The organism is Pseudomonas sp. 91RF, assembly GCF_003576265.1.
GTDB lineage: Bacteria > Pseudomonadota > Gammaproteobacteria > Pseudomonadales > Pseudomonadaceae > Aquipseudomonas > Aquipseudomonas kribbensis.
The window spans coordinates 1-24,234 of the sequence record NZ_QWFC01000025.1 but is presented as its reverse complement, the minus strand read 5'-3'; the positions used below and the strand labels follow the sequence as shown (position 1 = coordinate 24,234).

Genomic DNA, 24,234 nt, shown 5'->3' with positions numbered 1-24,234 from the left:
AGATGTGTATAAGAGACAGGCCACTACCTCCGCCGCCTCCACCGCTTCCTCCACCCCCACTTCCACCTTCCTTGGCCTGAACGCTGGACACCCCGGACAGGTTGTCCGGGATCAATACGGTGGACGCCGACAGGACTGCGCCGATGGCCATTGCGAGCATGAGCTTTTGAATGTGCATATCGTTCTCCGTCTTTGTTGTCTTGATTGGGAACGTGGATGTGCCTTGTTTGCGTGTGATCCGACCCGTTCCCGGGGTCAGTGGATACTCGATGCGAGTTCGAAGATCGGGATGTACATCAGGATCACGATCACCCCGATCAACAGACCGATGAAGGTCATGAGCAGCGGTTCGAACAGCCGCACGAACCACTCGATCCAGCGGCTGATTTCCTCGTCGTAGAAGTCGGCGCTGCGCTCCATCATTTGCCCGAGGTTGCCGGACTGCTCGCCGGCGCGCAGCAGGCGCAGGGATACGGGCGTCACCAGCCGATTGAGCTCCAGCGCGGTGGACAGCGATTGCCCCTCGCGCACCCGCTCGCAGGCCTGGTCGAGCCGCGCCCGTGAGGCCACGGTGAGCAGGCCGCGCACCATGCCCATGGCCGTCACCAGCGGAATCCCGCCTTGCAGCAGAATCCCCAGTGATCGGTAAAACCGCGCCAGCTCATACATGAAGATCCGCTGGTGCACGGCCGGCAGTTTTTCCACCAGCCGGTCCAGCCCACGGCGGAACGCCGGTTGTTTCTGCAACACGGCGAGGGCGGTGATGATCGCCGCCAGAATCCCGAAAAATTCACCCTGATGCGCGTGCAGGAACATGCCGCTGCTCATCAAAATCTGCGACAGCCATGGCAGGTTCGAGCCCAGCCCTTCGAATACCAGACTGAAGCGCGGCACCACGTACCCCATCAGAAACAGCACCACGCCACCGCCGACCACCAGCAACAGCAAGGGGTAGATCGACGCGCTGACGATCTTCTGCCGCACCTCGTCCATGCGCTGGCGATAGCTGACATAACGGCCCAGCGCATCGCCGACCGCGCCGGTTTTCTCGCTGGACTGTACCAGCGCCACGTACAGCGGCGGGAAGACCGCCGACAACTGGGCCAGTGCCTGGGAGAACGACTTGCCCTCGTACAACAGCCGAACGAGCTCACTCAGGGTTTTGCGCGCAGCGGGCGCGGTTTCTTTTTCTGCCAGGCTTTCCAGTGCATCGATCAACGGCAGGCCGGCATTGAGCAGCGTGGTCAGTTCCTGGCTGAACAGCACCAGATTGAAGGTCTCACGCTGGCTCAGGCGCAACGAGCGCCAGTGGCGCTCGGCGTGCAGGCTGACCACGCGCAAGCCCTGATCCTCGGCGATGCGCCGCGCTTCGTTGTGACCGGGCGCCTCGATGTTCAGCGACACCACGCCGGCTTTGCCCACTGCCTTCAGATGAAAACGCATGCCGTGTGCTCCGCTTATTGCCAGTTGGTGATTTCGGCGTTTTCGCCTTCGCCACCGGGCTGGCCGTCCTTGCCCATCGACAGCAGGTCGTACTCGGCGTTTTCGCCGGGGTAGCGGTAGGTGTAGTTGCGGCCCCAGGGGTCCTGCGGGAGTTTTTTCTGCAAGTACGGGCCGGTCCATTTCGCCTCGTCGCTCGGTGCGGTCACCAGTGCCTGCAAGCCTTGTTCGGTGGACGGGTAGTGGCCGACTTCCAGCCGATACAAGTCCAGCGCCTTGCTCAGGCCTTCGATCTGCGCCTTGGCGACTTTCACTTCGGAGCGCCCCAGCTGGGCGAAGTATTTGGGCGCGACGATCCCGGCCAGCAGGCCGAGCACCACCAGTACCACGAGCAATTCGAGCAGGGTGAAACCCCGTTGGGCGCGCGGACGAACATGCAGCTTCATGATGACCTCCGGTGAGTGGCAGCCGAGTCGCCCCAGGGCCTATGCAATTGCCATGCTCAGCCTCCGATAATTCCTGCGTCCGGGCTGAAGCCCTTGAAATACGGGCCTTTCAATAGTCGGCACAGTGCTTGCGTACGGCTGATTCACGACAGGTCAGTGGGGCATTTCCCCCAATTTTTCGGGCCTGTCAGGGGAGGCCCAATGCTCAATCCAATCTGCGCAGGACTGCTTGGCTGCATGCTGCTGACCGGCATCGCCGAAGCCGATGTGTTTGTCTCCGTGGACGCCAGGGGCAGCTATGTGCTGTCCAACGTTCACCGCCCCGGACGCACCTACGAACGGGTGATTCACGAGGCGCAAATGCCCGTGGTCAGCCTCGACCGACAACCGCAGTTGATCGCCAATCAGCCTTACGCCGAGCTCGTGTCGGCTGCCGCTGCAGCCAATCACTTGCCCGAGGCACTGCTGCACGCGGTGATCAACGCCGAGTCGAACTACAACCCCGGCGCGACATCGCCCAAAGGGGCCGGCGGGCTGATGCAACTGATGCCCGACACCGCCCGCGAACTGGGGGTGACCGACGTCTACGACCCCCGCGCCAACATCCAGGGCGGGGCCCGGTATCTCAAGCGCCTGATGACCCTGTTCGACAACGATATCGCCCTCGCCGTAGCGGCCTACAACGCCGGCCCCGACGCGGTGTTGAGCCGTGGACGGGTGATCCCGCCGTTTGCCGAAACCCAGCGTTATGTGCCCAGCGTCCTGCGTCAGTACCGGCGTTTGCAGGGGCTGGCGGCAGACGCGCCGTTGTAAAGCTTCAACCCGGTTTTCCCCACTTTCGGGGCAAATCCGCCGGGTCGGAAAAACGGGGAATCGGGTGGGGAATATCCCCCGGATTCTCAAATGATTTCGGTAACTGATTGAACAGAAACACGATTTTTTGTGGCATGCGGATTGCTCCGAGGGCTTTGTCGAGAATCATTCCCTGTGAGCACCCACTACGAGGTTTCCGATCATGGTTGGCATTCACCACGCACCGTCCCTGCTGAACTGGCTGCTGTTGCTGGCCTCGATGCTCAGCGTCGAACTGGCCAGCGCCGCCGTGCGCTGCGAACGCAATCTGGTGGCCAACGTCGTGGCCTTCGATCAGCCGCTGATGTTCAACCGCCTCGGCGCGCAGAACGTCAACGGCATGATGTTCGCCTTGCGCCGCGACGTGGTCGATGACCACGACCGGTCACTGGCACAGGGCGGTTCGGCGGTGCCGGGCAAAGTGTCGCTGCGCCCGGACAAGCGCCCACGGCCACTGGTGCTGCGCGTGGCAGCGGGGGATTGCCTGACCATCAACCTGCAGAATCTTCTGGCGTATCAGGCCAACCCCAATCATCACGCCGAGCCCGAGGGCGAAGCGGAAAACGCCAACGTCGGCGAAGCCTTCAAGGCCGACGAACAAGTCGCCGACCGACATGTCGGTTTCCAGGTCAACGGCCTGCAAGCGGTGAACAGCATCGACGACATCGCCTCGTTCACCGGGCGCAACGCCAACAGTCTGGTCGCCCCCGGCGCCAGCCGTTCCTATCTGTTGTACGCCGAGCGCGAAGGGGCGTTCGATGTCAGCAGCCGGGGCGCGACGTTCGGCGGGGAGGGCGCGGCCGGCAACAATGCCAATGGCCTGTTTGCCCAAGTGGTGGTCGTGCCCAAGGGCGGCCGCACTTACCGCAACACCCTCACCGAAGAAGAAATGCGCCTGGCCAGCACGGGCCGCACTCCCGCCGGACACCCCATCGTCGATTACCAGGCCCGCTACCCGCAACGCGAGCCGTGGCTGCGCGAAGGCAAGGCCGGTTCGCCGATCATCAGCATGGTCGACGGCAGTGAAATCATCTCCAGCGAAATCGACGCCATCGTCATGGGCAGCAACCCCGACGGCAGCTTTCCGCCGATCACCTATCCGCTGGAGTCGGTGGGCAAACGCAACCCGGCGCTGCCCAATCGTTTAGAGCCGTTCCGTGATTTCGCCGCGCAGTTCCAGGACGAAACCGCCGTCACCCAGGCGTTCCCGGCGTACTTCGCCGACCCGGTCATGGGCCATGTGCTGGAGCCGACCCGCGATTCCTTCATGATCAACTACGGTGCCGGCGGCATGGGCGCCGAAGTGATTGCCAACCGTCTGGGCGTAGGGCCGATGCACGATTGCCTGTCCTGCGCCTACGAAGAATTCTTCCTCAGCTCGCACACCGTCGGTGACGTGGCGATGCTGGTGGATGTGCCGGCCAACTCCGGGCTTGAGAACATCGCCCCTGGCCAGACTCCGCGCGCTGATCAGGTCGGCGTCAAAGCGACGATGGCCCTGTATCCGTCAGAGCCGTCGAACGTCGCCCACAGCTACATCGGTGACTTCGTCAAATTCCGCAACACCCACAACGGGTACGAACACCACATCTTCCACTTGCACGGCCACCAGTGGCTGTTCAACCCCAACGATGACAACTCCGATTACGTCGACGCCCAGGGCATCGGCCCGGGCGCGGGCTACACCTATGAAATCGCCAATGGCGGCTCGGGCAACCGCAACCGGGTGGCCGGTGATGCGATCTACCACTGTCACTTCTATCCGCATTTCGCCCAGGGCATGTGGGCCATGTGGCGGGTGCACGATGTGTTTGAAGAAGGCACCCGACTGGAGGTCTCCGAGCAAGGTGCCGACAGTTTCCACAGCGAGCCTTATGCCCTGCGCAGCGGCAAACCTGCTGCCGGCGCCCGCGCCTTGCCGGATGGCGAAATCATTGCCGGTACGCCCATTCCAGCCATCGTGCCGCTGCCGGGCAAAGCCATGGCGCCGATGCCGGGCAAAGTCGTCGTGGTGCCAAAAATCGGCGAAACCCTGGTCGCCGGCCACGATGAGGAAGAAGAGGGCGACGACGATCACCATGGCGGCAACGCTGGCGGGCAAGCCGTGGGTTCGCTGGCCCTGGTTGATCGCAGCGAAGCCAACCGCAACGCCGATGGCAGCTTGAAAAACCCCGGCTATCCGTTCTGGATCGGCGGCATGGAAAGCTCGGTCGGGCAACGTCCGCCGACCCCGCCGCTGGACATGCTCGACGCCGCCACCGCGCAATCGTTGAAATCCAGCGGCAAGGCGCTGTGGGCCAATCTCGACCCGAATCAGTCCGGTGGCTGGGACGGCGGCTTGCCACGCCATGCACTGGACGGCAAATCCGCCGGCGGCGAAGCGCTCACCGTGACCACGTCGCTGGATTTCTCCAAGGCAGTCACCCGCGCCAAACCGATCTATCTGCCCGAGGAAGGCACCGAAGTCGAACAGGCCGCCATGGCCTTCCACGCGAAAAAGGATCACCCAAGCTTTGCCTTGCTGCCCGGTAATCAAGTGGTGGCCAAGGCTTTCCGCACCAACGGCGCTTTGCCGATTGCCGGCGCGCCGTATTACGAACCGTGCATGGACGACCGACAAAAACGTCTGACCAGCAGCGCCGGCACCGGCGAATTCAATAGCGGCGAGCGTCTTGATGGTATGTCGTTTGTCGGGGCCTCGGCCTTTACCGCCGACCGGCCACGGGTCTACAAAGCGGCCAACATCCAGTTCGACGCGGTGTACAACAAGGTCGGTTATCACTTCCCGCAAGCCCGGATCCTGGCGCTGTGGGAAGACGCCTGGCCGGTGATCACCAAGCAGCGTCCGCCAGAGCCGCTGGTGATGCGCATGAACACCTTCGACTGCGTGCAGTACCAACAAACCAACCTGGTGCCGGCCGTCTACGAGATGGACGACTATCAGGTGCGCACCCCGACCGACGTGATCGGCCAGCACATTCATTTGCCGAAGTGGGACCTGACGGCGGCCGACGGCTCCTCCAACGGCTGGAACTACGAGGACGGTGTGCTTTCCCCCGGCGCCGTGCAGGAGCGCGTGCATGCGATCCGCGAGTACAACCAGTGCGCCGGCACCGACCCGCGCGACGGCACTCCGGCCTGCCCGAAAGCCAAGGCGCATCCGTTCTTCGGCCAGTACGGTCGCAGCGACTGGATGGGTGCGCGCACGGCGATGCAGCGCTGGTTCGTCGACCCGGTGATCAACAGCAAAGGCGTGGATCGCGGCCTGGGCACGATCTTCACCCACGACCACCTCGGCCCGTCGACGCACCAACAGATCGGCCTCTACGCCACCGTGCTGGCTGAACCCGCCGGTTCCACCTGGTTCCACGCCGAAACCGGCGAGCCTCTGTACAGCGGCGCGCGGCAGGACGGCGGGCCGACGTCGTGGCAAGCAGTGATCAATACCGGCGACCTCGACGGCGACGGCTTGAACGACAGCTTCCGCGAGTTCTTCCTCGAATACAGCGACTTCCAGCACGCCTATGAAGCCGGGGTGTATGTGGGCGCCGGCCCGAACGGCATTCCGAATGCCCAAGCGTTCCCGGCCACGGCCGACAGCTTCCGCTTCGCGATCAACCCGCCGGTGCGCAACAACGCCGGCAACCTGCTCGAAGCGGTGGTCGAGGCGCGCGGCGGGATCAAACCGGGTTGCCCGAGCCGGCCATGCCCGCAGGCGATTTCCGTGGATGACCCCGGCATGTTCGTCGTCAACTACCGTAACGAACCGCTGGGCCTGCGGGTGTTCGACCCGAACAAGGTCGGCCCCGACGGCAAGCGCGGCATGCAGGCCGACGGCCTCGGCGGTGACCTGGCGTACGCCATGCAGAGCCGCACCGACCGCGCCATCCCGGCACTGAACCTGGCACCGAACCAGATCAGTTCGGCCACCGGGCCTACCGGCGGCACCACGCTGTTCCCGCCGCACATCAACAAGGGCGGCGCCGAACCGGGTGATCCGTTCACGCCGATGCTGCGCACCTACACCGGTGACAACGTACGGCTGCGGGTGCATGCCGGCGGCCACGAGGAAGAGCACAACGTCACCCTGCACGGCGTGAAGTGGCTGCAGAGCGGTTCCGGGTTCGGTAACAGTTCCAACTCCGGCTGGCGCGCTTCGCAGATGGTCGGGATCTCCGAGCAGATGGGTTTCATCGCGCCGGTGTCGATGCTGTCGAGTTCGGCGGCGACCACCGGGGATTATCTGTACTCGATGGACGCCTCGATCGAAGGCTACTGGAACGGCATCTGGGGCGTGATGCGCAACTACACCGCGCAACGCAACGACCTGTTCGCGCTGCCGAACAACCCGAAACCCACCGGCATGCGCAACACCGTGGCGTTTGAAGGCAGTTGCCCACGGATCAGCGCCAACCCCAATGGCATCGGCACCCGGCCGACCGTGCAACGCAACTATGAAATCGTCGCGGCGCTGGCTAACGACATCCTGCGCAACCCGCTAGGGCTGACTATCGGCGATTCGGCCGGGCTCGGCCAGCATGTTGGCGGGCCGTTGAATCCGACCGGCGGCACGCTGGTGTTCAACTCGCGGCCGGTGAGCATTCCGCAGGTGACGGTGATCGATCCCGAGGATGGCGAAACCCTCACCATCGGCGGCCAGAGCGGGCCGATCCATGACCCGACGGCGATCCTGTACGTGCGCAAGGCGGACCTCGATCCGGCCACCGGCAAGCTCAAACCCGGCATTCCGGTGGAGCCGCTGGTGTTGCGCGCCGCTGCCGGCGACTGCATCAACATCACCCTGGAAAACCGCTTGCCGAGCGTGATGCCCGACCTGGCGCAGACCGCAATCCTGCAGGGGCTGGTCAAACGTGACCGCAACGGTGGCGACGGCTCGACCACCTTCAACAACAACCTGCTGCGGCCGTCCAGCCACGTCGGACTGCACGCGCAGTTGCTGGCCTACGACATCACCAAATCCGATGGCGTGAACGTCGGCGCCAACCCGATCCAGACCGTGCCGCCGCGTGCCGGCAGCACCGGTGCCTACCCGACCCGTACCTATCAGTACTACGCCGGGCACCTGGAGCGCGAAGGCAAACCGATCACCCAACTGGGGCGCAGCGTCGACAACATCAATGCCACGGCGGTGGAGTTCGGCGGCCTCAACTTCACCCCGGCGGACGTGATCAAACAACCGCAAAAAGGCCTCGGCGGGGCGATGAGCATCCTGCCGGTGGGCGCCACCTGGGTCGACGACGTACGCAAGGTCAGCGCCACGGTGACGGCGGCGGGGCAGACGGCCTATCGCGACTTTGCGATGGTCTGGCAGCGCGCCCTGAACCTGCGTTGGGCCAATGGCCGGCCGGTGGAAGGCATCGCCTCCGAAGGCATGGGCGTGCCGAACGATCCGAAGGACAACGCCGGCATGGCCATCAACTACAAGGCCGAACCGATGTGGTACCGCTTTGGTCTAGCGCCGGACGCACCCTTCGGTCGCGCCGACGGCCATGGCTACGGCGACGTGTCGAACGCGCACATGGCTTACAGCAACGCGCTGGTCGGCGGTGATCCGCAGACCCCGGTGTTTTACGCCAGACCGGGTCAGCCGTTCCGCACCCATGTGTTGATGCCGACCGGTGGCAGCCGTGGTTCGACCTTCCAGCTCGACGGGCATCTGTGGTCGGTCAACCCGTTCCAGTCGGAGAAGAGCGATGTCGGCGGCTACCCGATGAACACCCCCGGCGTGGGTTCGGTGAAGTTCGGCTACAACCCGATGTCGATGTACATCGGCGCCCGCGAAAGCGTGCTGCCGGCGGCGCACTTCAGCTTCATGCTGCCGAGCGCCGGCGGCGCCAACGCGATAGCGGGGGATTACCTGTTCCGCGACAACGCGTCGTTCGGCAACACGGCAGGGTTGTGGGGGTTGCTGCGGGTGACCAATGAGGCCGAGCCGGCACCGCCCGCTCAGTAACCGGACGGGGACGTATTGGCAGGGGAGAGCGACATGAACAGGATCATCAACATCATCGGCGTGTGTCTGCTGACCATCGCAGGCGCGCTGCTCACCCTCAGCGAGCTTGCCCTGGGGCAGACGCTGACCCGCGACGGCGTGTCCATCGCGTTCAACCTGCAACCGCTGGCCCACGACGGAAAATTGCGTGAAGGCGAGTTCGCCGACGTGCAGTTTCGCGTCACCGATGGCACCTCCGGCCAGCCGCTGTCCGGTGTCGCGCCGGGGGCGTGGATCGATCCGGAAACCGTCGCCGCCGACCAGGCCCAGGGCCGCGACAAGAGCTGCAAATCCCGGGTCGGCACGTTCCTCAAATCCAACATCGGCGCTCGCCCGTTGCTGGATCTCAACAGTTACTTCCTGCTGGTGATGAACCGCGATGCCAGCGTTTCGGTGATCGATCCTTCGGTGTCGGTCGGCGGCATCACCAGCACGTTGGCGCGGATCGAACTCAAGCAACCGCCGATGGACTGGGTCACGCCCAAGGACAACAAACGGGTGTTCGTGTCGATGCCGGCGGCTGGGAAAGTGGCGGTGATCGACAGCGAACAATTCAAGGTCCTCGACTCGGTGGACGCCGGCAGCCAACCGGTGCGGGTCGCGCTGCAACCGGACGAGCGTCTGCTGTGGGTCGGCAACAATGCGGCGAAGACCGAAGAATCCGGTGTCACCGTGATCGACGCCCAAAGCCTCAAGCCACTGACGCATCTGGCGACCGGGCGTGGACACCACGAAATCGCCTTCAGCAAGGACAGCCGCTTCGCCTTCGTCAGCAACCGCGACGAGGGTACGTTGAGCGTCATCGACATTGCCAGCCTGAGTCTCCTGCAACAGATCAAAACCGGTTCCAGCCCGTTGTCGGTGGCGTACTCGCCGCTGTCCGGTGCGGTGTATGTGGCCGATGGCAAGGACGGCACTGTCACGGTGATCGACGCCAACAGCCGCGCCGTACGACGGGTGATCAAGTTGCAACAGGGCCTCGGCCCGATGGGCTTCAGTGCTGATGGCCGCTTCGGCGTGGTGCTCAATACGTTGGAGAACCGCGCCACGGTGATCGATGCGGCCAATGATTCAGCGATCCATGATCTGGACGTCTCGGCCGAACCCTGGCAAGTGGTGTTCACCAAGGCCTACGCCTATGTACGCGGGCTGGCGTCGCCTAAGGTCACCATGATCAACCTCGTGTCACTGGGCGAAGGGCGGCAGCCGATCAGCCAGGGTTTCGAGGCCGGGCCGCAGCCGCCACGGCTGGCCGGGGATTTGCCACTGGCGTCGAGCCTTGCTGTGTCGCGAGACGACAACGCGGTGTTCGTGGTCAACCCGGTGGACAACACTACCTATTTCTACGCCGAAGGCATGAATGCGCCGATGTCCGGCTACCCCAATCGCGGGCAGGTGGCGCGTGCGGCCATGGTGGTCGACCGCAGCCTGCGCGAGGTGTCGCCGGGGCTGTACAGCGCCCGGGTGAAACTGCCGGCGGCGGGGCGCTTCGACGTGGCGTTCCTGCTCAATCAACCGAACATCATTCATTGCTTCAGCGCCCAGGTGGAGTCCGACGGCGCGGCTGGAAAACACGTCGCCCCCCCAAAAGTCGAGTTCCTCTTGGACAAGACCGCCGTGGCGCTCAACGACCCGTACGTGGTGCGGTTCCGCATCGTCGAAGGCAAACAGAAGGCGCAGCGCACGGGCGTGAAAGACGTGCAGTTGCGCTACTTCCTTGCGCCGACATCGCGGCCTCGTGAAGTGGCGGCGCTGGAAGTCGCCGACGGTGTGTACGAAGCCCCGCTGACCCTCGACCGCAGCGGCGCCTGGTACCTGCATGTGCGCGCGGCATCGCTGGGCGCCGGTTTCGACGACAAGACCTTTGCCAGTGTCCGGGTGCTGCCCGGCCAGACTCAGTGACGAGGACTACGCCATGAACCGATTCGCATCATCCGGCCTGCTGACCCTGTGTCTGTTGGCCACCGGCATTCATCAGGCCCGGGCACATTCGGCGGATGAACATGCGGGGCACAAGGCGCCGGCCGCCAGTACCCAGGAACACACCCAGGTCAAATTCGTCGACGTGCCGCTGCTCGACCAGAACGGCAAGACGGTGCATCTGGAGCAGGATCTGGTGCACAACAAAATCGTCGTCATGAGCTTCATCTACACCAGCTGCACCACGGTCTGCCCGGTGGTCTCGTCGATCATGGGCAAGGTGCAGAAACAGCTGGGTTCGCGGGTCGGCGGCGAAGTGCAGCTGGTGTCGATCAGCATCGACCCGCAACGCGACGACCCGAAACGCCTGCGCGATTACGCCCGCTCTTTTCAGCGCGGGCCGGGCTGGAGCTGGCTGACCGGTTCGTCGCAGTCGATCAACGCCACGCTCAAGGGCCTCGGCAGTTTCAGCGGTGACTTCAAGAATCATCAGCCGCTGATCCTCGTCGGTGACGGCAACAGCCGTCACTGGATGCGCTACTACGGCTTCACCGACCCGGCGCTGCTGGCCAAGGAAGTAGAGAAACTCAGCGGTCTGCGCACCCACGCCAGACACACCGCGATTGCCATGGAGCAACAGCCATGAGAATGCTCGACTGGGTCACCCTGATGATCTGCTTCTGTATTTTCAGCGCGGTGGCGTTCGCCCACGAAGGCCATGCGCCCGAGGTCCCGGCAACGGTTGCCGCCGCGCCGGCCAAAGGCACCCACGACGCAAAGACCTGGTTCACCGACACGCCGTTGCTGGATCAGCATGGCAACACTCAACGCTTCTACAGCGACGCCCTGAAAAACCGCGTGGTGCTGCTCAACGTCATTTTCACCAGTTGCAACGATGCCTGCCCGCTGATCACCCGCAAGCTCAAGGAAGTCCGCGAGCTGCTGGGTGACAAGGCTGACGGCGTCACTTTCATTTCCCTTACCAGTGATCCGCTGCGCGACACGCCGGCGGTGCTCAAGGCTTACACCTTGAAGCAGGGCGCCGATGACCCTCACTGGCTTTTCCTTACCGGCGACAAGGCGCAGATGGATCTGGTGCTCGGTCGCATCGGCCAGATCGTGCCGACGCCGGAGCAGCACTCGACCCAGTTGATCGTCGGCGATGTCGCCAACAAACGCTGGAGCAAGATTCGCCCCGACGCCCCGGCCGCCGCCATTGCCCAGCGCTTGCAGCTGCTGACAATGCCCGTGGCCGATCGCTGAGTCCGCGCCATGAACCTGCGCCGCGTCCTCGCCCTGTTTCTGCTCGCTGGCGTCAGCCTCGGCGCGGCTGCGTTGCCGTTGACCGATGAAGAAAGCGCCGGCAAGCGCCTGTACCGCGAAGGCTTGTCGGCCAGCGGCGAGGCGATCATGGCGCGGGTCGGTGCGGCGGACGTGTTGCTGCCGGCCACGAGTCTGCCGTGCGCCAACTGCCACGGCGCCGACGGCCTCGGCAGGCCCGAAGGCGGTGTGCGGCCGCCGGAACTCAACTGGTCACGGCTGACCAGCCTCCACGGTCAGCAACAGGTCAATGGGCGCAACTACCCGGCCTACACCGATAGCAGTCTGGCGCAGGTGATCCAGCAGGGTCGCGACCCCGGCAATAACCGGCTCGACCCGAGCATGCCGCGCTTTCTACTGTCGATGAAGGATCAGCGCAACCTTACCGCTTATCTCAAACGCCTGGCCGATGATCGCGATCCGGGGCTCGACGACCAGACCTTGCACCTGGGCACTTTGCTGCCGAGCCAGGGACCGCTGGCCGAGGAGGGCGCCACCGTCGCGGCGGTGCTGAACGGCAGCGTGGCGCGGATCAATCAGGCCGGTGGCATTCATGGCCGGCAGTTGCGCCTGACCGTGGTCGATCCAGGGCCGGATCGCGCCAGCGCCGAACAGGCCCTGCAACGGCTGATCGACGAGGAAAAAGTCTTTGCGCTGATTGCTCCGCTGGCTCCGGCGCTGGACAACGAATTGGCGCCGCGCCTGGAACAGGCCGGTCTGCCGCTGATCGGGCCGTTGTCCTTGATGGGGTCGGTGCAGGCCAGTGCGCAGATCTTTGAACCGCTGCCGGGATTGCGCGAGCAGTTGATCGCCCTGGCCGACTACGCCGCCGCCAGCCTGAAAGTGCTGCAAGGACCGACGCTGATCGCCTATCCCGACGACCCGAATCAGGTGCAGGCCGCTCAGGCACTGGGGCAATACTTGCAGGATCACGGCTGGAAAAACGTCCGGTTGCAGGCCTACGACCCGGCGGCGAACAGCTTGCCGCTGGGCTCGCGTTCGGTGTTCTACCTGGGCAGCGGCAGCGGTTTCAGTCAACTGGCGGCGGGGCTGCAGCATGCGGGGCAGGTGCCGTACCTGTTCGCGACGTCGGGCCAGGTGGCGGGCGACCTGCTGCAAGTGCCCGAGGGCTTTTCCCGGCGCGTGTTTCTGGCCTATCCCTTTGTGCCGAGCGACTGGACCCAGGCCGGGCGCATGGCCCTGACCCTGCTGCGCGAGCATCAGGGCCTCGGCGCGCAGCATGCGGTGCTGCAAGTCGGTGCCTACGCCTCGATGCTGCTGTTCAGCGAAGCCATGAAGCAGGCCGGGCGCGACGCCAGCCGCGAAAAAATGGTGACAGCCCTCGAAGGCCTGCACGACTTCGACACGGGGCTGACCCCGCGCCTCAGCTTCGGCCCCGGACGACGATCGGGCCTGAGCGGGGCGCATGTGGTCACCGTGGACTTGCCCGATCAGCGTTTCTATCTGGTCGCGCCTTACAAACCGATTCTCGCGAGCCCCTGAACGGAGGGCCTGATCATGAAGCTCAGAAGTTTGTTGTGGCTACTGGCGTGCTGGTTGCCGATGGCGTTCGCCAATACGGAACCGGTGGCGGCGCGGGTCAACGGCGAGGTGATTTCCGGGTTTCGCCTGGAACGGTTTTTCGCTGAGTACCTGGAAGACCGGGGCCGCGCCGTCGCGAGCATTCGCAGTCCCAAGGCCTATAAACAACTGCGCCAAGCGGCGCTGGACACGCTGATCGACAAGGAACTGCTGTGGCAGGAGGCGCAAAAACGTGGCCTGAAGGTTGACGATCAGACAGTGCAGCAACAGGTCGAGCAGATTCGCGTGGCCATCGGCGGCCGCGATAACTTCCTGCGGCGCTTGCAGGATGCGGGGTTCGACGAGGCCTCGTTCACCGAGTACACCCACCGTGAACTGGCAGCCCAGCAGATGTTCGCCACATTGATCCGCGCCAACACCTTGCAGGCCCGGCATCTGCTGGTTCGGGTGGCGCCGGATGCCGATGCCGCCACAGACGCGGCGGCACGTCTACGCTTGATGCAGATGCGCGCCTCGGTGGTCGAGGGCGCAACGTTCGCCAGCGATGCCGTGCGCTCGCCATTCGGCTGGCATTTGATTTATTTGCCGAACCACTTGGAGGCAGCCGATGTCCCAGAGGTGCAGGGGCTTGCAACAGTCCGGGTACAGCGTGCCCGACAGCAACAGGCCCTGGCTCGTCGCCAGGTGCTCGCGCAATTGCGGGCGCAGAACAGGATCGAACGAATTGACGACGATTGAAGGTTCCCCCCCAATAGTGGGGAATGGCTTCGATGCCCATTCAGGTGCTTCCCCGTTTCTGGGGAACGGGGTACCGGGACGAGCGGGCATTGTCATCAAATTCAAGGACATGAAGACCAAAATTTACCGGCACTCGGCCTGGCATGAAGTGTGCGTTACCTCTTGTGAGGCGCACTCCAGCAGGTTCGGGCAGTTGATGTGAAGAGGCCGGATTTGTAGCTGCAAGGAGTTCACCTTGGTTAACAAAGTACTGGTTGTCGAAGACGAACTGCTGCTTGCACAGAACCTTCAGGATTACCTGTCGGCGCAAGGGCTGGACGTCCGGATTGCACATGACGGCGCAGACGGAATCGGCCAGGCCGAGACCTTCGCTCCCGACGTGCTGGTGTTCGATTACCGCTTGCCCGATATGGAAGGGTTCGTGGTGCTCGACGCGGTCCGCCAGAACAGGACGTGTCATTTCGTGCTGATAACGGGTCACCCGACCGCTGAGGTCTGTGAGCGGGCGCGGCAACTGGGGGTCAGTCACATCCTGTTCAAACCGTTTCCCTTGGCGGAACTGGCCCGAGCTGTCTGCGACCTTCTGGGGATCCAGCGCGAAGCGAAACCCGGTGCGAGCCCATCCGAAGGCTTCGTCGAACGACGCCAGAGCAGGACCGAGAGCTTCCCGTTGCAGTTGTACGATGGCAGTTGGGTGCTGGCGGACCGCCGACGAAACCGGTCGGAGGCCATGGCACCGGACGACGATCAAATGCTCACCGGGGAGTAATGGCGCGATAGACGTTCCGGCACTCGCCGAACCCGCCTCCCGCGCCGTCAGGGCCTCAAGCCCCGGGTGTTGGAGAGCAAGCCATGGAACGTCTGTCCGTTGTCGTCGATGCGTTGCAGCCTGCGTGTGCCCCGACACGCTTCTCCAGTGAACAACTGGCCCAGGCCCGGGCGCGGGCCGGCACCTGCGGGGAACGGGTGCTCGACGCCCTCAATGTCCTTTGCGAACTGGCGCCGATGCCGTTCATTGCCAGCCTCGGTGCCACCCTGCATTACCCGGTGCTCGACACCGACACGCTGTTTCAAGCGACCCCGGTGTTCGACCGGGTCACCCTCGCGCAATGCCTCAAACGTGAATTCATCCTGCTGCGCCACCACGACGAAGTCATCGGCGTTTTTGCCGACCCCTTCGACACCGCGCGTCTGGCCTGGATCGACGAATGCCTGCACGGCGCGCCGCTCTATCTGGTGCACGCCGACGACCTCAAGGCCTACCTGGCCCGCCACGAAGAAAGCTTCCACGCCGTCGAATCGCTCAACGCCCAGGCTGACGCCGGCAGCGAGGTCGACACCCTGCAAAGCCTGTCGCTGACCAGCATCAGCGAAGACTCGAGCGTGGTGGTGAAACTGGTCAACTCGACCCTCTATGACGCGCTGAAAATGCACGCCAGCGACATCCACCTCGGCACCACCGGCAACGGCCTGGTGATCAAGTACCGGATCGACGGCGTGCTCAACAACATCAGCAAGATCCAGGGCAGCGAGTTCGCCGAACAGGTGATCTCGCGGGTCAAGGTCATGGCCGAGCTGGACATCGGCGAAAAACGCGTGCCCCAGGACGGTCGCTTCAAGATCGGCATCAGCGGCCGGCAGATCGACTTTCGAGTGTCGATCATGCCGAGCATCTTCGGCGAAGACGCGGTGCTGCGGGTACTGGACAAACAGGACCTGGCTGACAAGGTCTGCGGCGTGCAGCTGCAGGCGCTGGGCTTTGAAGACGAAACCCTGCGCCAGCTGCGGCGTCTGGCCGCCGAACCCTACGGCATGGTGCTGGTGACCGGCCCCACCGGCAGCGGCAAGACCACCACGCTGTACGCGATGATCACCGAGATCAACCACGGCGTGGACAAGATCATCACCATCGAAGACCCGGTGGAATATCAGTTGCCGGGCGTGCTGCAAATCCCGGTCAACGAGAAAAAAGGCCTGACCTTCGCCCGTGGCCTGCGTTCGATCCTGCGCCACGACCCGGACAAGATCATGGTCGGCGAGATCCGCGACCCGGACACCGCGCAGATCGCCGTGCAATCGGCGCTCACCGGGCACCTCGTCTTCACCACCATCCACGCCAACAACGTGTTCGACGTGATCGGTCGTTTCACTCAAATGGAAATCGACCCCTACAGCCTGGTCTCGGCGCTCAACGCGATTCTCGCCCAGCGCCTGATCCGCCTGGTGTGCAGCCACTGCAGCGCACCGGCCACTCCGAGCGATGAAGAACTGCGCACTTCCGGCCTCGACCCGCACAAGGTCGGCCATTACCACTTTGTCCACGGCAAGGGCTGCGGCCACTGCCGGGGCAGCGGTTATCGCGGGCGTACGGCAATTGCCGAACTGCTGCACTTGGACGACGAACTGCGGCAGATGATCGTCGAGCGCCAACCCATCACCCGGATCAAGGCCCTGGCCTGTTCCCGTGGTTTGCGCCTGTTGCGCGAATCGGCGCTGGAACTGGTGGAGCACGGTCGGACCACGCTGGAGGAGATCAATCGTGTCACTTTTATCGCGTGACCAATTTATCGCGGTGCTTGGTGCCAGCGGTGTCGGTCTCGGCCAGCGCCGGGGCAGCGAAACCGTGTGGCTGGGCAGCGTCGGCTACATCGACGAAGGCTTCCACAGTTACGCGGTGGCTCTGGATACCCTCGACCGCCTGCTCGGCGAACACGCTCGCGCAGGCTCGGAGTTGAGCGTGGTGATCTCCGGGCATTTCAGCCGTTTCTGCCTGGTGCCGTGGAGCGAGCAGATCAGCAGCCCTGAAGAACTGCGCGGCTTCGCCCAGCTGTGTTTCGAAGACCTGTTCGGCGCACCGACCCAACCCTGGAGTCTGGTGCTGTCCGCCGAGCCGGCCGGTCACGACCGGATCGCCAGTGCCTTGCCGCAGGACTTGCTGGAACGCCTGCGCACGCAGGTCACTGGTCGCGGCCTGCGTCTGCGCTCAGTGCAGCCGTACTTGATGAGTGCCTTCAACCGTTTCGACAAAAGCCTCGACGCTGGCGACTTCCTGTTCATCGTCGCCGAACCGCAACGCAGCGTGTTGCTGTTGGCAAGGGAAGGGCGCTGGGTATCGGTGCGTTCGGTGGGCGGCAACGACAGCGATGCGGCACTCAGCGCGCTGATCGGTCGCGAACGGCAACTGCAAGCCTCCACCAGTGAACGCGCGTTCAACGTTTATCTGCATGCCCCGGCGCGCCTCGATGCGCAGCCGGATGTAGCGGGGGTGCACTTGCGCGCCCTCGAAGACGACTCGATGACCGTGCGTGACGCCTTGTACGTCATGTCCCGGGCGGTGGCCTGAGATGCGCGCCCTGAACCTCGATTTCCAGCCCCGTCCGCGTTCCGGCCCGTTGGGCTGGAGCCTGCTCGGCGGCGGTGTGTTCCTCGCGCTGGTGTGCTTCGGCGTGCAGCAGCACCTCGGCGCTCAGGCCGAGCAGCAGCAAGGTCACTTGCAGCACACCCAGCGCCAGCTCACCGGCGACAGCGGCGCCAAAACAACCTTGAGCCCGGCGGAAACCCGCGAGCAGGCGCAGAACCTCGCCGAAATGCGCAAGGTCTCGCAGCAGTTGCGCCGCCCCTGGGAACGCCTGTTCGCCATGCTCGAAGCCATGCCGCGCGACGACATCGCGCTGCTGACCCTGACCCCGGATGCGCGCAAGGGGCAGGTGCGGATCAGCGCCGAGGCGCGGGATCTGCAAGCGATGCTGGATTTCCACAAGCGGCTGGAGGCCAGCGACGAGCTGTCCGACGTGTCGCTGCTGAGCCACGAAATTGTCGTCAAATCGCCGGAGCAACCGGTGCAGTTCAACCTGTCGGCAACCTGGGAGATGGGCGATGCGAATCCCTAGACTGATCGTCCACGAATACCTGCAAGGCCTCGGCGTTCCAGGTCTGGCCGGGTCGGCGCTGCTGCTGATCAGCGTCGCCTGGGCGCTCGGCGGTTTGCTGCCGGGCTGGCAATCGCTGCAACAGCTCAGCCAGCAGACCCAGGAAGCCACCGAATACCTGGCCAAGGTCGAAGACGGCAGCATCGCGCCGCCAGTGGTGCCGCAACGTCAGCTCGATGATTTTCGCAACAAGCTGCCGGCCCAGCCGCAGGCCACCGTCGCCATTGACCGCATTTACGCCCTGGCCGCGCAGGAGCACATCACTCTGGCACGCGGCGAATACGCCCTCGGCGTCGATCCCAAGACGCATCTGGCGCGCTACCAGATCCTGCTGCCGGTGCGCGGCAGCTACCCGCAACTGCGCCGCTTCCTGCACGCCTTGCTCGGCCAGTTGCCGGCGGTGGGGGTGGAAGACGTCGAGTTTCAACGCAAGAAGATCGCCGACACCGACCTCAACGGCCGGATCCGTATGACCCTTTACCTGTCGAGGTCGTGATGAACACCAAGCGCGTAACGGGGTGGGTGACGTTCTTCGGCGTGGCGGCGGCGCTGGCCTGGTTGCCCGAGTACTTTTCGCCGAGCGATGACGCCGACGCCACTGACATCGCCGTCTCTACCCCGACCAAAACCACCGCCCGTGGCGCCTTGCCGGCCAGCAATGCCAAGGCTGGCGCAGCGCCGATCAAGGACCTGAGCCCCGCCGGCGACCTGTTTGCGAGCAAATCCTGGAAGGCTGCGCCGACGCTGGCCAGCGTTACCGAACAACCCGTCAACCCGACCCCGGTGGTGCAAGCCCCGAGCCTGCCACCGGTGCCGTTCCAGTTCGTCGGCCGCCTGCATGACCGCAGCGACCTGCAAGTGTTTTTGCAGGACGGCGAAAAAATCTACGTCGTGCGCAACGGGGATGTGATCGACGACACCTGGAAGATCACCGGCATTTCCGAGCTGGAACTGAGCCTGGTCTACCTGCCTCTGCATTTGTCGCAGACCTTGTCTGTGGGGAGTACGCAATGAACAGATCCCGTTTGCTGATGAGCCTCGGCCTTTGCGCCGGGCTGGCCGCGTGCAGTTCCGCGCAGGTCGCCAACAAGGAAGCCGCCGACCTGATCGATCAGGGGCAGTACGAGGCGGGTCTGGCCCGGATCCAGGAAGGCCTGCGGGAAAATCCACGGGATACCGAGCTGCACTTGCTGCTCAACAGTGGCCGGGCCAAGGCGATCACCGCGTTGCTGACATCGGGTGACACCGATCGCGCCCGCCGTGACTTCACCAACGCACGACTGGCTTACAACCGGGTGCTGACCATCGAACCGAACAATCGCCGCGCCCAGGATGCCCTGCGCCAGCTCGACTACCTGCGCAGCATGGACGAAAAGCTCGAACTGGCCCGTGGCGACCTGCGTCGGGGCGACATCTACGGCGCCGACCGCCAGGTCAAGCAGATCCTCGAACTCGATCCGAAAAACGACGGTGCGCTGGAGCTGCAAGGCAACATTCGTCTGGTGCAGAGCCGCAACGTGATCCAGTACCCGCAACTGCGCACCCGGCTCGACCGCCCGGTGACCCTGGAATTTCGCGACGCCAACCTCAAGACCATTTTTGAAGTGCTGTCGCAGGTCGCCGGTTTGAACTTCATCTTCGACAAGGACCTGCGTCCGGACATGAAAGCCACGATCTTCGTGCGTGACGTGCGCATCGAAGACGCCGTGCAACTGCTGCTGCAACAGAACCAGTTGCACCAGAAAGTGGTGAACGAAAACACCTTGCTGATCTACCCGGACTCGCCGCAGAAGCTCAAGGACTATCAAGAGCTGGTGATGCGCACGTTCTACCTGACCAGCATCGACGCCAACACCGCGCTGAACATGATCAAGACCATGCTCAAGACTCGCGACGTGTTCGTCGACGAACGCCTGAACACCCTGACCATGCGCGACACCGAAGACGCGGTGCGCATGGCCGAGAAGCTCCTGCAATCGCAAGACCAGTCCAACCCGGAAGTGGTGCTGGAAGTGGAAGTGATGGAAGTCGCCACCCAGCGCATTCTCGACCTGGGCCTGCAATGGCCAAGCACTTTCGGCGTGGTCAACGGCGACGGTTCGGCAGTGACCTTGCTGGGGCAACTCAAGGGCATCAATTCCGACCGGATCTCGATCACGCCCTCGCCGCAGGCCAAGATCAACGCGCAGGACAACGACATCAACACCCTTGCCAGCCCGGTGATCCGCGTCAGCAACCGCGAGCAGGCGCGCATTCACATTGGTCAGCGTGTACCGATCATCAGTGCCACGTCGGTGCCGTCCACTCAGGGGCCGGTGATCACCGAAAGCGTGACCTATCTGGATGTCGGTCTGAAGCTTGAAGTGACCCCCACCGTGCACCTGAACAACGAAGTGGCAATCAAGATTGCGCTGGAAGTCAGCAACGCCACACCGCTGGAACCGACCCGTCAAGGGACGATCCCGGTCCAGGTCGACACCCGCAACGCCCAGACTGCGCTGCGCCTGCATGACGGTGAAACCCAGATCCTCGCCGGCCTGGTGCGCAACGACCATGGCGCTACCGGCAACAAGATTCCGGGCCTCGGCGACATTCCGGGTCTGGGCCGGTTGTTCGGCAGCAACAAGGACACCATCGGCAAATCGGAACTGGTGCTGTCGATCACCCCAAGGATTGTGCGCAACCTGCCGTACCAGAGCCCGTCGGACATGGAATTCCCCACCGGCACCGAAACCAGCATGCACATTCAGGCGCCGGACCGTTCGCAGAACTACGTGATGCCAACCCCGGCCGCACAGCCTCGCGCCATCGGTGATGCCGCCGTGGCAACCACCCGTGTCACCGTCGAGAAGCCTTGATCATGAACGCCTCCCAGCGCGGTTTTACCTTGATCGAAGTCGTGGTGACGCTGGCCCTGATCGGCCTGCTGGCCGGCATGGCCGCGCCGCTGACCGAGACCCTGGTGCGGCGTGGCAAGGAGCAGGAACTGCGCACCGCGCTGTATCAGATCCGCGATGGCATCGATGCCTACAAGCGTGCCTTCGATGCCGGCTACATCGAGAAGTCGCTGAACAGCAGCGGTTATCCGCCGAATCTCAAGGTGCTGGTCGAAGGCGTGCGCGACGTGCGCAGTGCCAAGGGTGCCAAGTTCTACTTTCTGCGCCGGATACCCCACGACCCACTGGTGCCGGCCAAACGTGACGATAACGGTGGTTGGGGCCTGCGGGCCTACGACAGTTCGGCCCAGAACCCCCGCGATGGCGAGGACGTGTTCGACGTCTACTCCCACGCCAGGGGCCGTGGCCTCAACGGCATCGCTTACCGCGAGTGGTGAATCTCATGGGCCGGCAAAAGGGTTTTACCTTGCTCGAACTGATGGTGGTGATGGCGATCATCGCGACCCTGATGACCATCGCCTTGCCGCGCTACTTCAACAGTCTCGAAGCCTCGAAAGAGACCACGTTGCACCAGAGTCTGTCGGCCATGCGCGAGGCGCTGGATCACTACTACGGCGATACCGGGCGTTATCCCGATTCTCTCGAACAACTGGTGGAACTGCGTTACCTGCGCAACACGCCACTGGACCCTATCACCGAACGCAATGACCAGTGGGTGCTGATCGCACCGCCGGACGGCGTGGCGGGTGGCGTGGCCGACATCAAGAGCGGAGCTACCGGGAGGGCGCGTGATGGCAGCCAGTATTCCGAGTGGTAAGCACGCGGAGCAGGGCGGGTTCACCTACCTGGGCGTGCTGTTCCTGATCGTGATCATGGGCATGGGGCTGGCCAGTGCCGGCGAGTTGTGGTCGACGGTGTCGCGCCGCGATCGCGAGAAGCAACTGCTGTGGGTCGGCACTCAATACGCCCAGGCGCTGCGCAGCTACTACCGCAGTTCACCGGGGCTGGCGCAGTACCCGAAAGAGCTGGCCGATCTGTTGCAGGACGAACGCTTTCCGGAAGCCCGGCATCACCTGCGCCAGCTCTATCCGGACCCGATTGGCGGCGGCGAATGGGCGCTGCAACGGGGTTTCGATGGCCGCATCACCGGTATCAACAGCCCGTCCACCGAGGTGCCGTTGAAGCAGGCGGACTTCCCCTCGCAATGGTCGGATTTTGAAGGCATGCAGCGTTATTCGGACTGGCAGTTCGTCGCTGAAAAAGCCTTTCTCGATGGCACCGGCACTGGCAACGGAGCCCCGGTCAAAGGGCAGTCGGCCCTGCCGCAGGCGTTGCAGCCATGAGCCGTCAGTGGTGGTGCGCGCTGATCTTGTCGGTAGTGGCCAGCTGTATCAGCGCCGCCGAGGAAGACGAAATGATGGGCTTCATCGTCGACGACACGATCTCGCACATCGGCCACGACTTTTACTACTCGTTCAGCGAACGCCTGCGCGACACCAGCCCGATGGATTTCAACCTGGTGGTGCGTGAGCGCCCCGACGCGCGCTGGGGCAGCCTGGTGACCGTGGAATATCAGCAACGCCTGGTGTATCGGCGCTTCCTGCCGCCGAACACCGTGGAACTGAAGGACGAGGCCTACGAGGCCGCCGACTCGGTTCGACTGGAGGTCGTCCGGCGCAAGCTGGAGGCCTTGTTGCAGGACACCACCGACCTTGAGAAGGACGAACTATGAACACGACAACGTTCTCACGGCACCGCGGATTGTGGATCCCGGGGTTGTTGATCGGGCTCGCCGGCGCTGCCGCCGTCCATGCCACCGAACTGGTCTACACGCCGGTCAACCCGTCGTTCGGCGGCAACCCGCTCAACGGCACCTGGCTGCTCAACAACGCTCAGGCGCAAAACGATTTCGACGATCCGGACCTGAAGAAACGTTCGACAGTGGCCGGCACCTCGGCCCTTGAGCGCTTCACCAGCCAGCTGCAGTCGCGATTGCTGGGGCAGCTGCTGGACAACATCTCCACCGGCAATACGGGGAGCCTGTCCACCGACGCCTTCATCGTCAACGTGGTCGACGACTCGGGGGCACTGACCATTGAAGTGACTGACCGAGCGAGCGGGCAGGTTTCGGAAATTCAGGTGAACGGCCTCAACCCATGACGGGATGACGGTTCCGGGGAGTGCAGGACATGAAAAAAATAATAGCGCTAGGGCTGATGTTGGCGGCATTACAAGGGTGTGGTCTGCGCGAGCCGATGCCGGCCGAGCAGGACACCGACACTCCGACCCTGACCCCCAGGGCCTCGACCTACTACGACTTGCTGAAAATGCCGCGACCCAAGGGCCGGCTCATGGCGGTGGTGTACGGTTTCCGTGACCAGACCGGGCAGTACAAACCGACGCCGGCCAGTTCGTTTTCCACCAGCGTCACCCAGGGTGCGGCGTCGATGTTGATGGATGCCTTGCAGGCCAGCGGCTGGTTTGTGGTGCTGGAGCGGGAAGGGCTGCAGAACCTGCTGACCGAACGCAAGATCATTCGCGCGTCGCAGAAGAAGCCGAATACGCCGGTGAACATCCAGGCCGAGCTGCCACCGTTGCAGGCGGCGAACATGATGCTCGAGGGCGGGATCATTGCGTACGACACCAACGTGCGCAGCGGCGGGGAAGGGGCGCGGTATCTGGGGATTGATTTGACCCGGGAGTATCGGGTGGATCAGGTGACTGTGAATTTGCGCGCGGTGGATGTGCGCAGCGGGCAGGTGTTGGCGAATGTGATGACCAGCAAGACGATTTACTCGGTGGCGCGCAGTGCCGGGGTGTTCAAGTTTATCGAGTTCAAGAAGTTGCTCGAGGCTGAGGCGGGGTACACGACTAACGAGCCGGCTCAGTTGTGTGTGTTGTCGGCGATCGAGGCGGCGGTGGGGCATTTGCTGGCGCAGGGGATTGAGCGGCGGTTGTGGCAGGTGGCGGGGGATAATTCTTCGCCTGCGGGGGATGAGACTTTGAATCGGTATCTGACCCAGAACAAAGTTGATCCTGAGGCTGAGTGAACTTGGCGGCCTTTGGCCGACCAGGTTCTTTTGGGGTTGTGTGTATATCCGTTTTTTTGGGTGTTGCGCTGTCTCTTATACACATCT

22 protein-coding genes are annotated in these 24,234 nt (G+C 63.7%); 20 read left to right on the top strand and 2 right to left on the bottom strand.

Annotated elements, in window-relative coordinates:
• Positions 1 to 255: 255 nt before the first annotated feature.
• Both DXT77_RS13675 and gspG read right to left on the bottom strand, forming a co-directional pair.
• Complete coding sequence (locus DXT77_RS13675; protein ID WP_119427971.1) at positions 256 to 1,443, bottom strand: type II secretion system F family protein; 1,188 nt, start codon at positions 1,441 to 1,443, stop codon at positions 256 to 258.
• 14 nt (positions 1,444 to 1,457) lie between these two features.
• Positions 1,458 to 1,886, bottom strand: a complete 429-nt coding sequence (gene gspG, locus DXT77_RS13670; RefSeq protein WP_085712061.1) for a type II secretion system major pseudopilin GspG — start codon at positions 1,884 to 1,886, stop codon at positions 1,458 to 1,460.
• A gap of 201 nt (positions 1,887 to 2,087) precedes the next feature.
• On the opposite strand from gspG, the gene DXT77_RS13665 reads away from it, so the two are divergent.
• The 20 genes from DXT77_RS13665 (at position 2,088) to DXT77_RS13570 (ending at position 24,147) form a co-directional block, all read left to right on the top strand.
• The gene (locus DXT77_RS13665) at positions 2,088 to 2,699 is read left to right on the top strand and encodes a lytic transglycosylase domain-containing protein (RefSeq protein ID WP_119427970.1); all 612 of its coding nucleotides are present in this window, start codon (positions 2,088 to 2,090) and stop codon (positions 2,697 to 2,699) included.
• A 202-nt stretch (positions 2,700 to 2,901) separates the two neighbouring features.
• Positions 2,902 to 8,712 carry a manganese-oxidizing multicopper oxidase MnxG gene (gene mnxG, locus DXT77_RS13660; RefSeq protein WP_119427969.1) on the top strand — a complete coding sequence of 1,937 codons (5,811 nt, stop codon included), beginning with the start codon at positions 2,902 to 2,904 and terminating at the stop codon, positions 8,710 to 8,712.
• Positions 8,713 to 8,745: 33 nt separating this feature from the next.
• On the top strand, positions 8,746 to 10,653 hold the full coding sequence (locus DXT77_RS13655) for a cytochrome D1 domain-containing protein (RefSeq protein ID WP_119427968.1): 1,908 nt from the start codon (positions 8,746 to 8,748) through the stop codon (positions 10,651 to 10,653).
• 13 nt (positions 10,654 to 10,666) lie between these two features.
• Entirely contained in the window at positions 10,667 to 11,317 is a 651-nt protein-coding gene (locus tag DXT77_RS13650; protein WP_119427967.1) for an SCO family protein, read from the top strand.
• A complete protein-coding gene (locus DXT77_RS13645; RefSeq protein ID WP_119427966.1) occupies positions 11,314 to 11,934 on the top strand; it encodes an SCO family protein in 621 nt (206 codons plus the stop codon). Before DXT77_RS13650 ends, DXT77_RS13645 begins: the two co-directional genes overlap by 4 nt.
• Before the next feature lie 9 nt (positions 11,935 to 11,943).
• Complete coding sequence (locus DXT77_RS13640) at positions 11,944 to 13,494, top strand: ABC transporter substrate-binding protein (protein WP_119427965.1); 1,551 nt, start codon at positions 11,944 to 11,946, stop codon at positions 13,492 to 13,494.
• Between the two features lie 15 nt (positions 13,495 to 13,509).
• Positions 13,510 to 14,271 (top strand): SurA N-terminal domain-containing protein, encoded by a 762-nt coding sequence (locus tag DXT77_RS13635; RefSeq protein ID WP_119427964.1) that lies wholly within the window; start codon positions 13,510 to 13,512, stop codon positions 14,269 to 14,271.
• A gap of 235 nt (positions 14,272 to 14,506) precedes the next feature.
• Positions 14,507 to 15,040: a response regulator gene (locus tag DXT77_RS13630; RefSeq protein ID WP_119427963.1), complete on the top strand. Its 534-nt coding sequence runs from the start codon at positions 14,507 to 14,509 to the stop codon at positions 15,038 to 15,040.
• 83 nt (positions 15,041 to 15,123) lie between these two features.
• Positions 15,124 to 16,830: a GspE/PulE family protein gene (locus tag DXT77_RS13625; protein ID WP_119427962.1), complete on the top strand. Its 1,707-nt coding sequence runs from the start codon at positions 15,124 to 15,126 to the stop codon at positions 16,828 to 16,830.
• Complete coding sequence (locus tag DXT77_RS13620) at positions 16,811 to 17,614, top strand: hypothetical protein (RefSeq protein WP_119427961.1); 804 nt, start codon at positions 16,811 to 16,813, stop codon at positions 17,612 to 17,614. The genes DXT77_RS13625 and DXT77_RS13620 overlap by 20 nt, the downstream gene beginning before the upstream one ends.
• A gap of 1 nt (position 17,615) precedes the next feature.
• Positions 17,616 to 18,161 carry a PilN domain-containing protein gene (locus DXT77_RS13615; protein WP_119427960.1) on the top strand — a complete coding sequence of 182 codons (546 nt, stop codon included), beginning with the start codon at positions 17,616 to 17,618 and terminating at the stop codon, positions 18,159 to 18,161.
• Complete coding sequence (locus DXT77_RS13610) at positions 18,148 to 18,696, top strand: GspMb/PilO family protein (RefSeq protein ID WP_119427959.1); 549 nt, start codon at positions 18,148 to 18,150, stop codon at positions 18,694 to 18,696. Before DXT77_RS13615 ends, DXT77_RS13610 begins: the two co-directional genes overlap by 14 nt.
• Positions 18,696 to 19,214 (top strand): hypothetical protein, encoded by a 519-nt coding sequence (locus tag DXT77_RS13605; RefSeq protein WP_119427958.1) that lies wholly within the window; start codon positions 18,696 to 18,698, stop codon positions 19,212 to 19,214. Before DXT77_RS13610 ends, DXT77_RS13605 begins: the two co-directional genes overlap by 1 nt.
• Positions 19,211 to 21,058 carry a secretin N-terminal domain-containing protein gene (locus DXT77_RS13600; RefSeq protein WP_119427957.1) on the top strand — a complete coding sequence of 616 codons (1,848 nt, stop codon included), beginning with the start codon at positions 19,211 to 19,213 and terminating at the stop codon, positions 21,056 to 21,058. The genes DXT77_RS13605 and DXT77_RS13600 overlap by 4 nt, the downstream gene beginning before the upstream one ends.
• A 2-nt stretch (positions 21,059 to 21,060) precedes the next feature.
• Positions 21,061 to 21,534 (top strand): type II secretion system protein, encoded by a 474-nt coding sequence (locus DXT77_RS13595; protein WP_119427956.1) that lies wholly within the window; start codon positions 21,061 to 21,063, stop codon positions 21,532 to 21,534.
• A 5-nt stretch (positions 21,535 to 21,539) separates the two neighbouring features.
• Positions 21,540 to 21,914, top strand: a complete 375-nt coding sequence (locus DXT77_RS13590) for a type II secretion system protein (RefSeq protein WP_119427955.1) — start codon at positions 21,540 to 21,542, stop codon at positions 21,912 to 21,914.
• Complete coding sequence (locus DXT77_RS13585) at positions 21,889 to 22,440, top strand: type II secretion system protein (protein WP_119427954.1); 552 nt, start codon at positions 21,889 to 21,891, stop codon at positions 22,438 to 22,440. Before DXT77_RS13590 ends, DXT77_RS13585 begins: the two co-directional genes overlap by 26 nt.
• A complete protein-coding gene (gene csgE / locus DXT77_RS13580; protein WP_119427953.1) occupies positions 22,437 to 22,829 on the top strand; it encodes a curli production assembly/transport protein CsgE in 393 nt (130 codons plus the stop codon). The genes DXT77_RS13585 and csgE overlap by 4 nt, the downstream gene beginning before the upstream one ends.
• A complete protein-coding gene (locus DXT77_RS13575) occupies positions 22,826 to 23,257 on the top strand; it encodes a curli assembly protein CsgF (protein WP_119427952.1) in 432 nt (143 codons plus the stop codon). The genes csgE and DXT77_RS13575 overlap by 4 nt, the downstream gene beginning before the upstream one ends.
• A 29-nt stretch (positions 23,258 to 23,286) precedes the next feature.
• Positions 23,287 to 24,147, top strand: a complete 861-nt coding sequence (locus DXT77_RS13570) for a CsgG/HfaB family protein (RefSeq protein ID WP_119427951.1) — start codon at positions 23,287 to 23,289, stop codon at positions 24,145 to 24,147.
• Positions 24,148 to 24,234 lie beyond the last annotated feature (87 nt).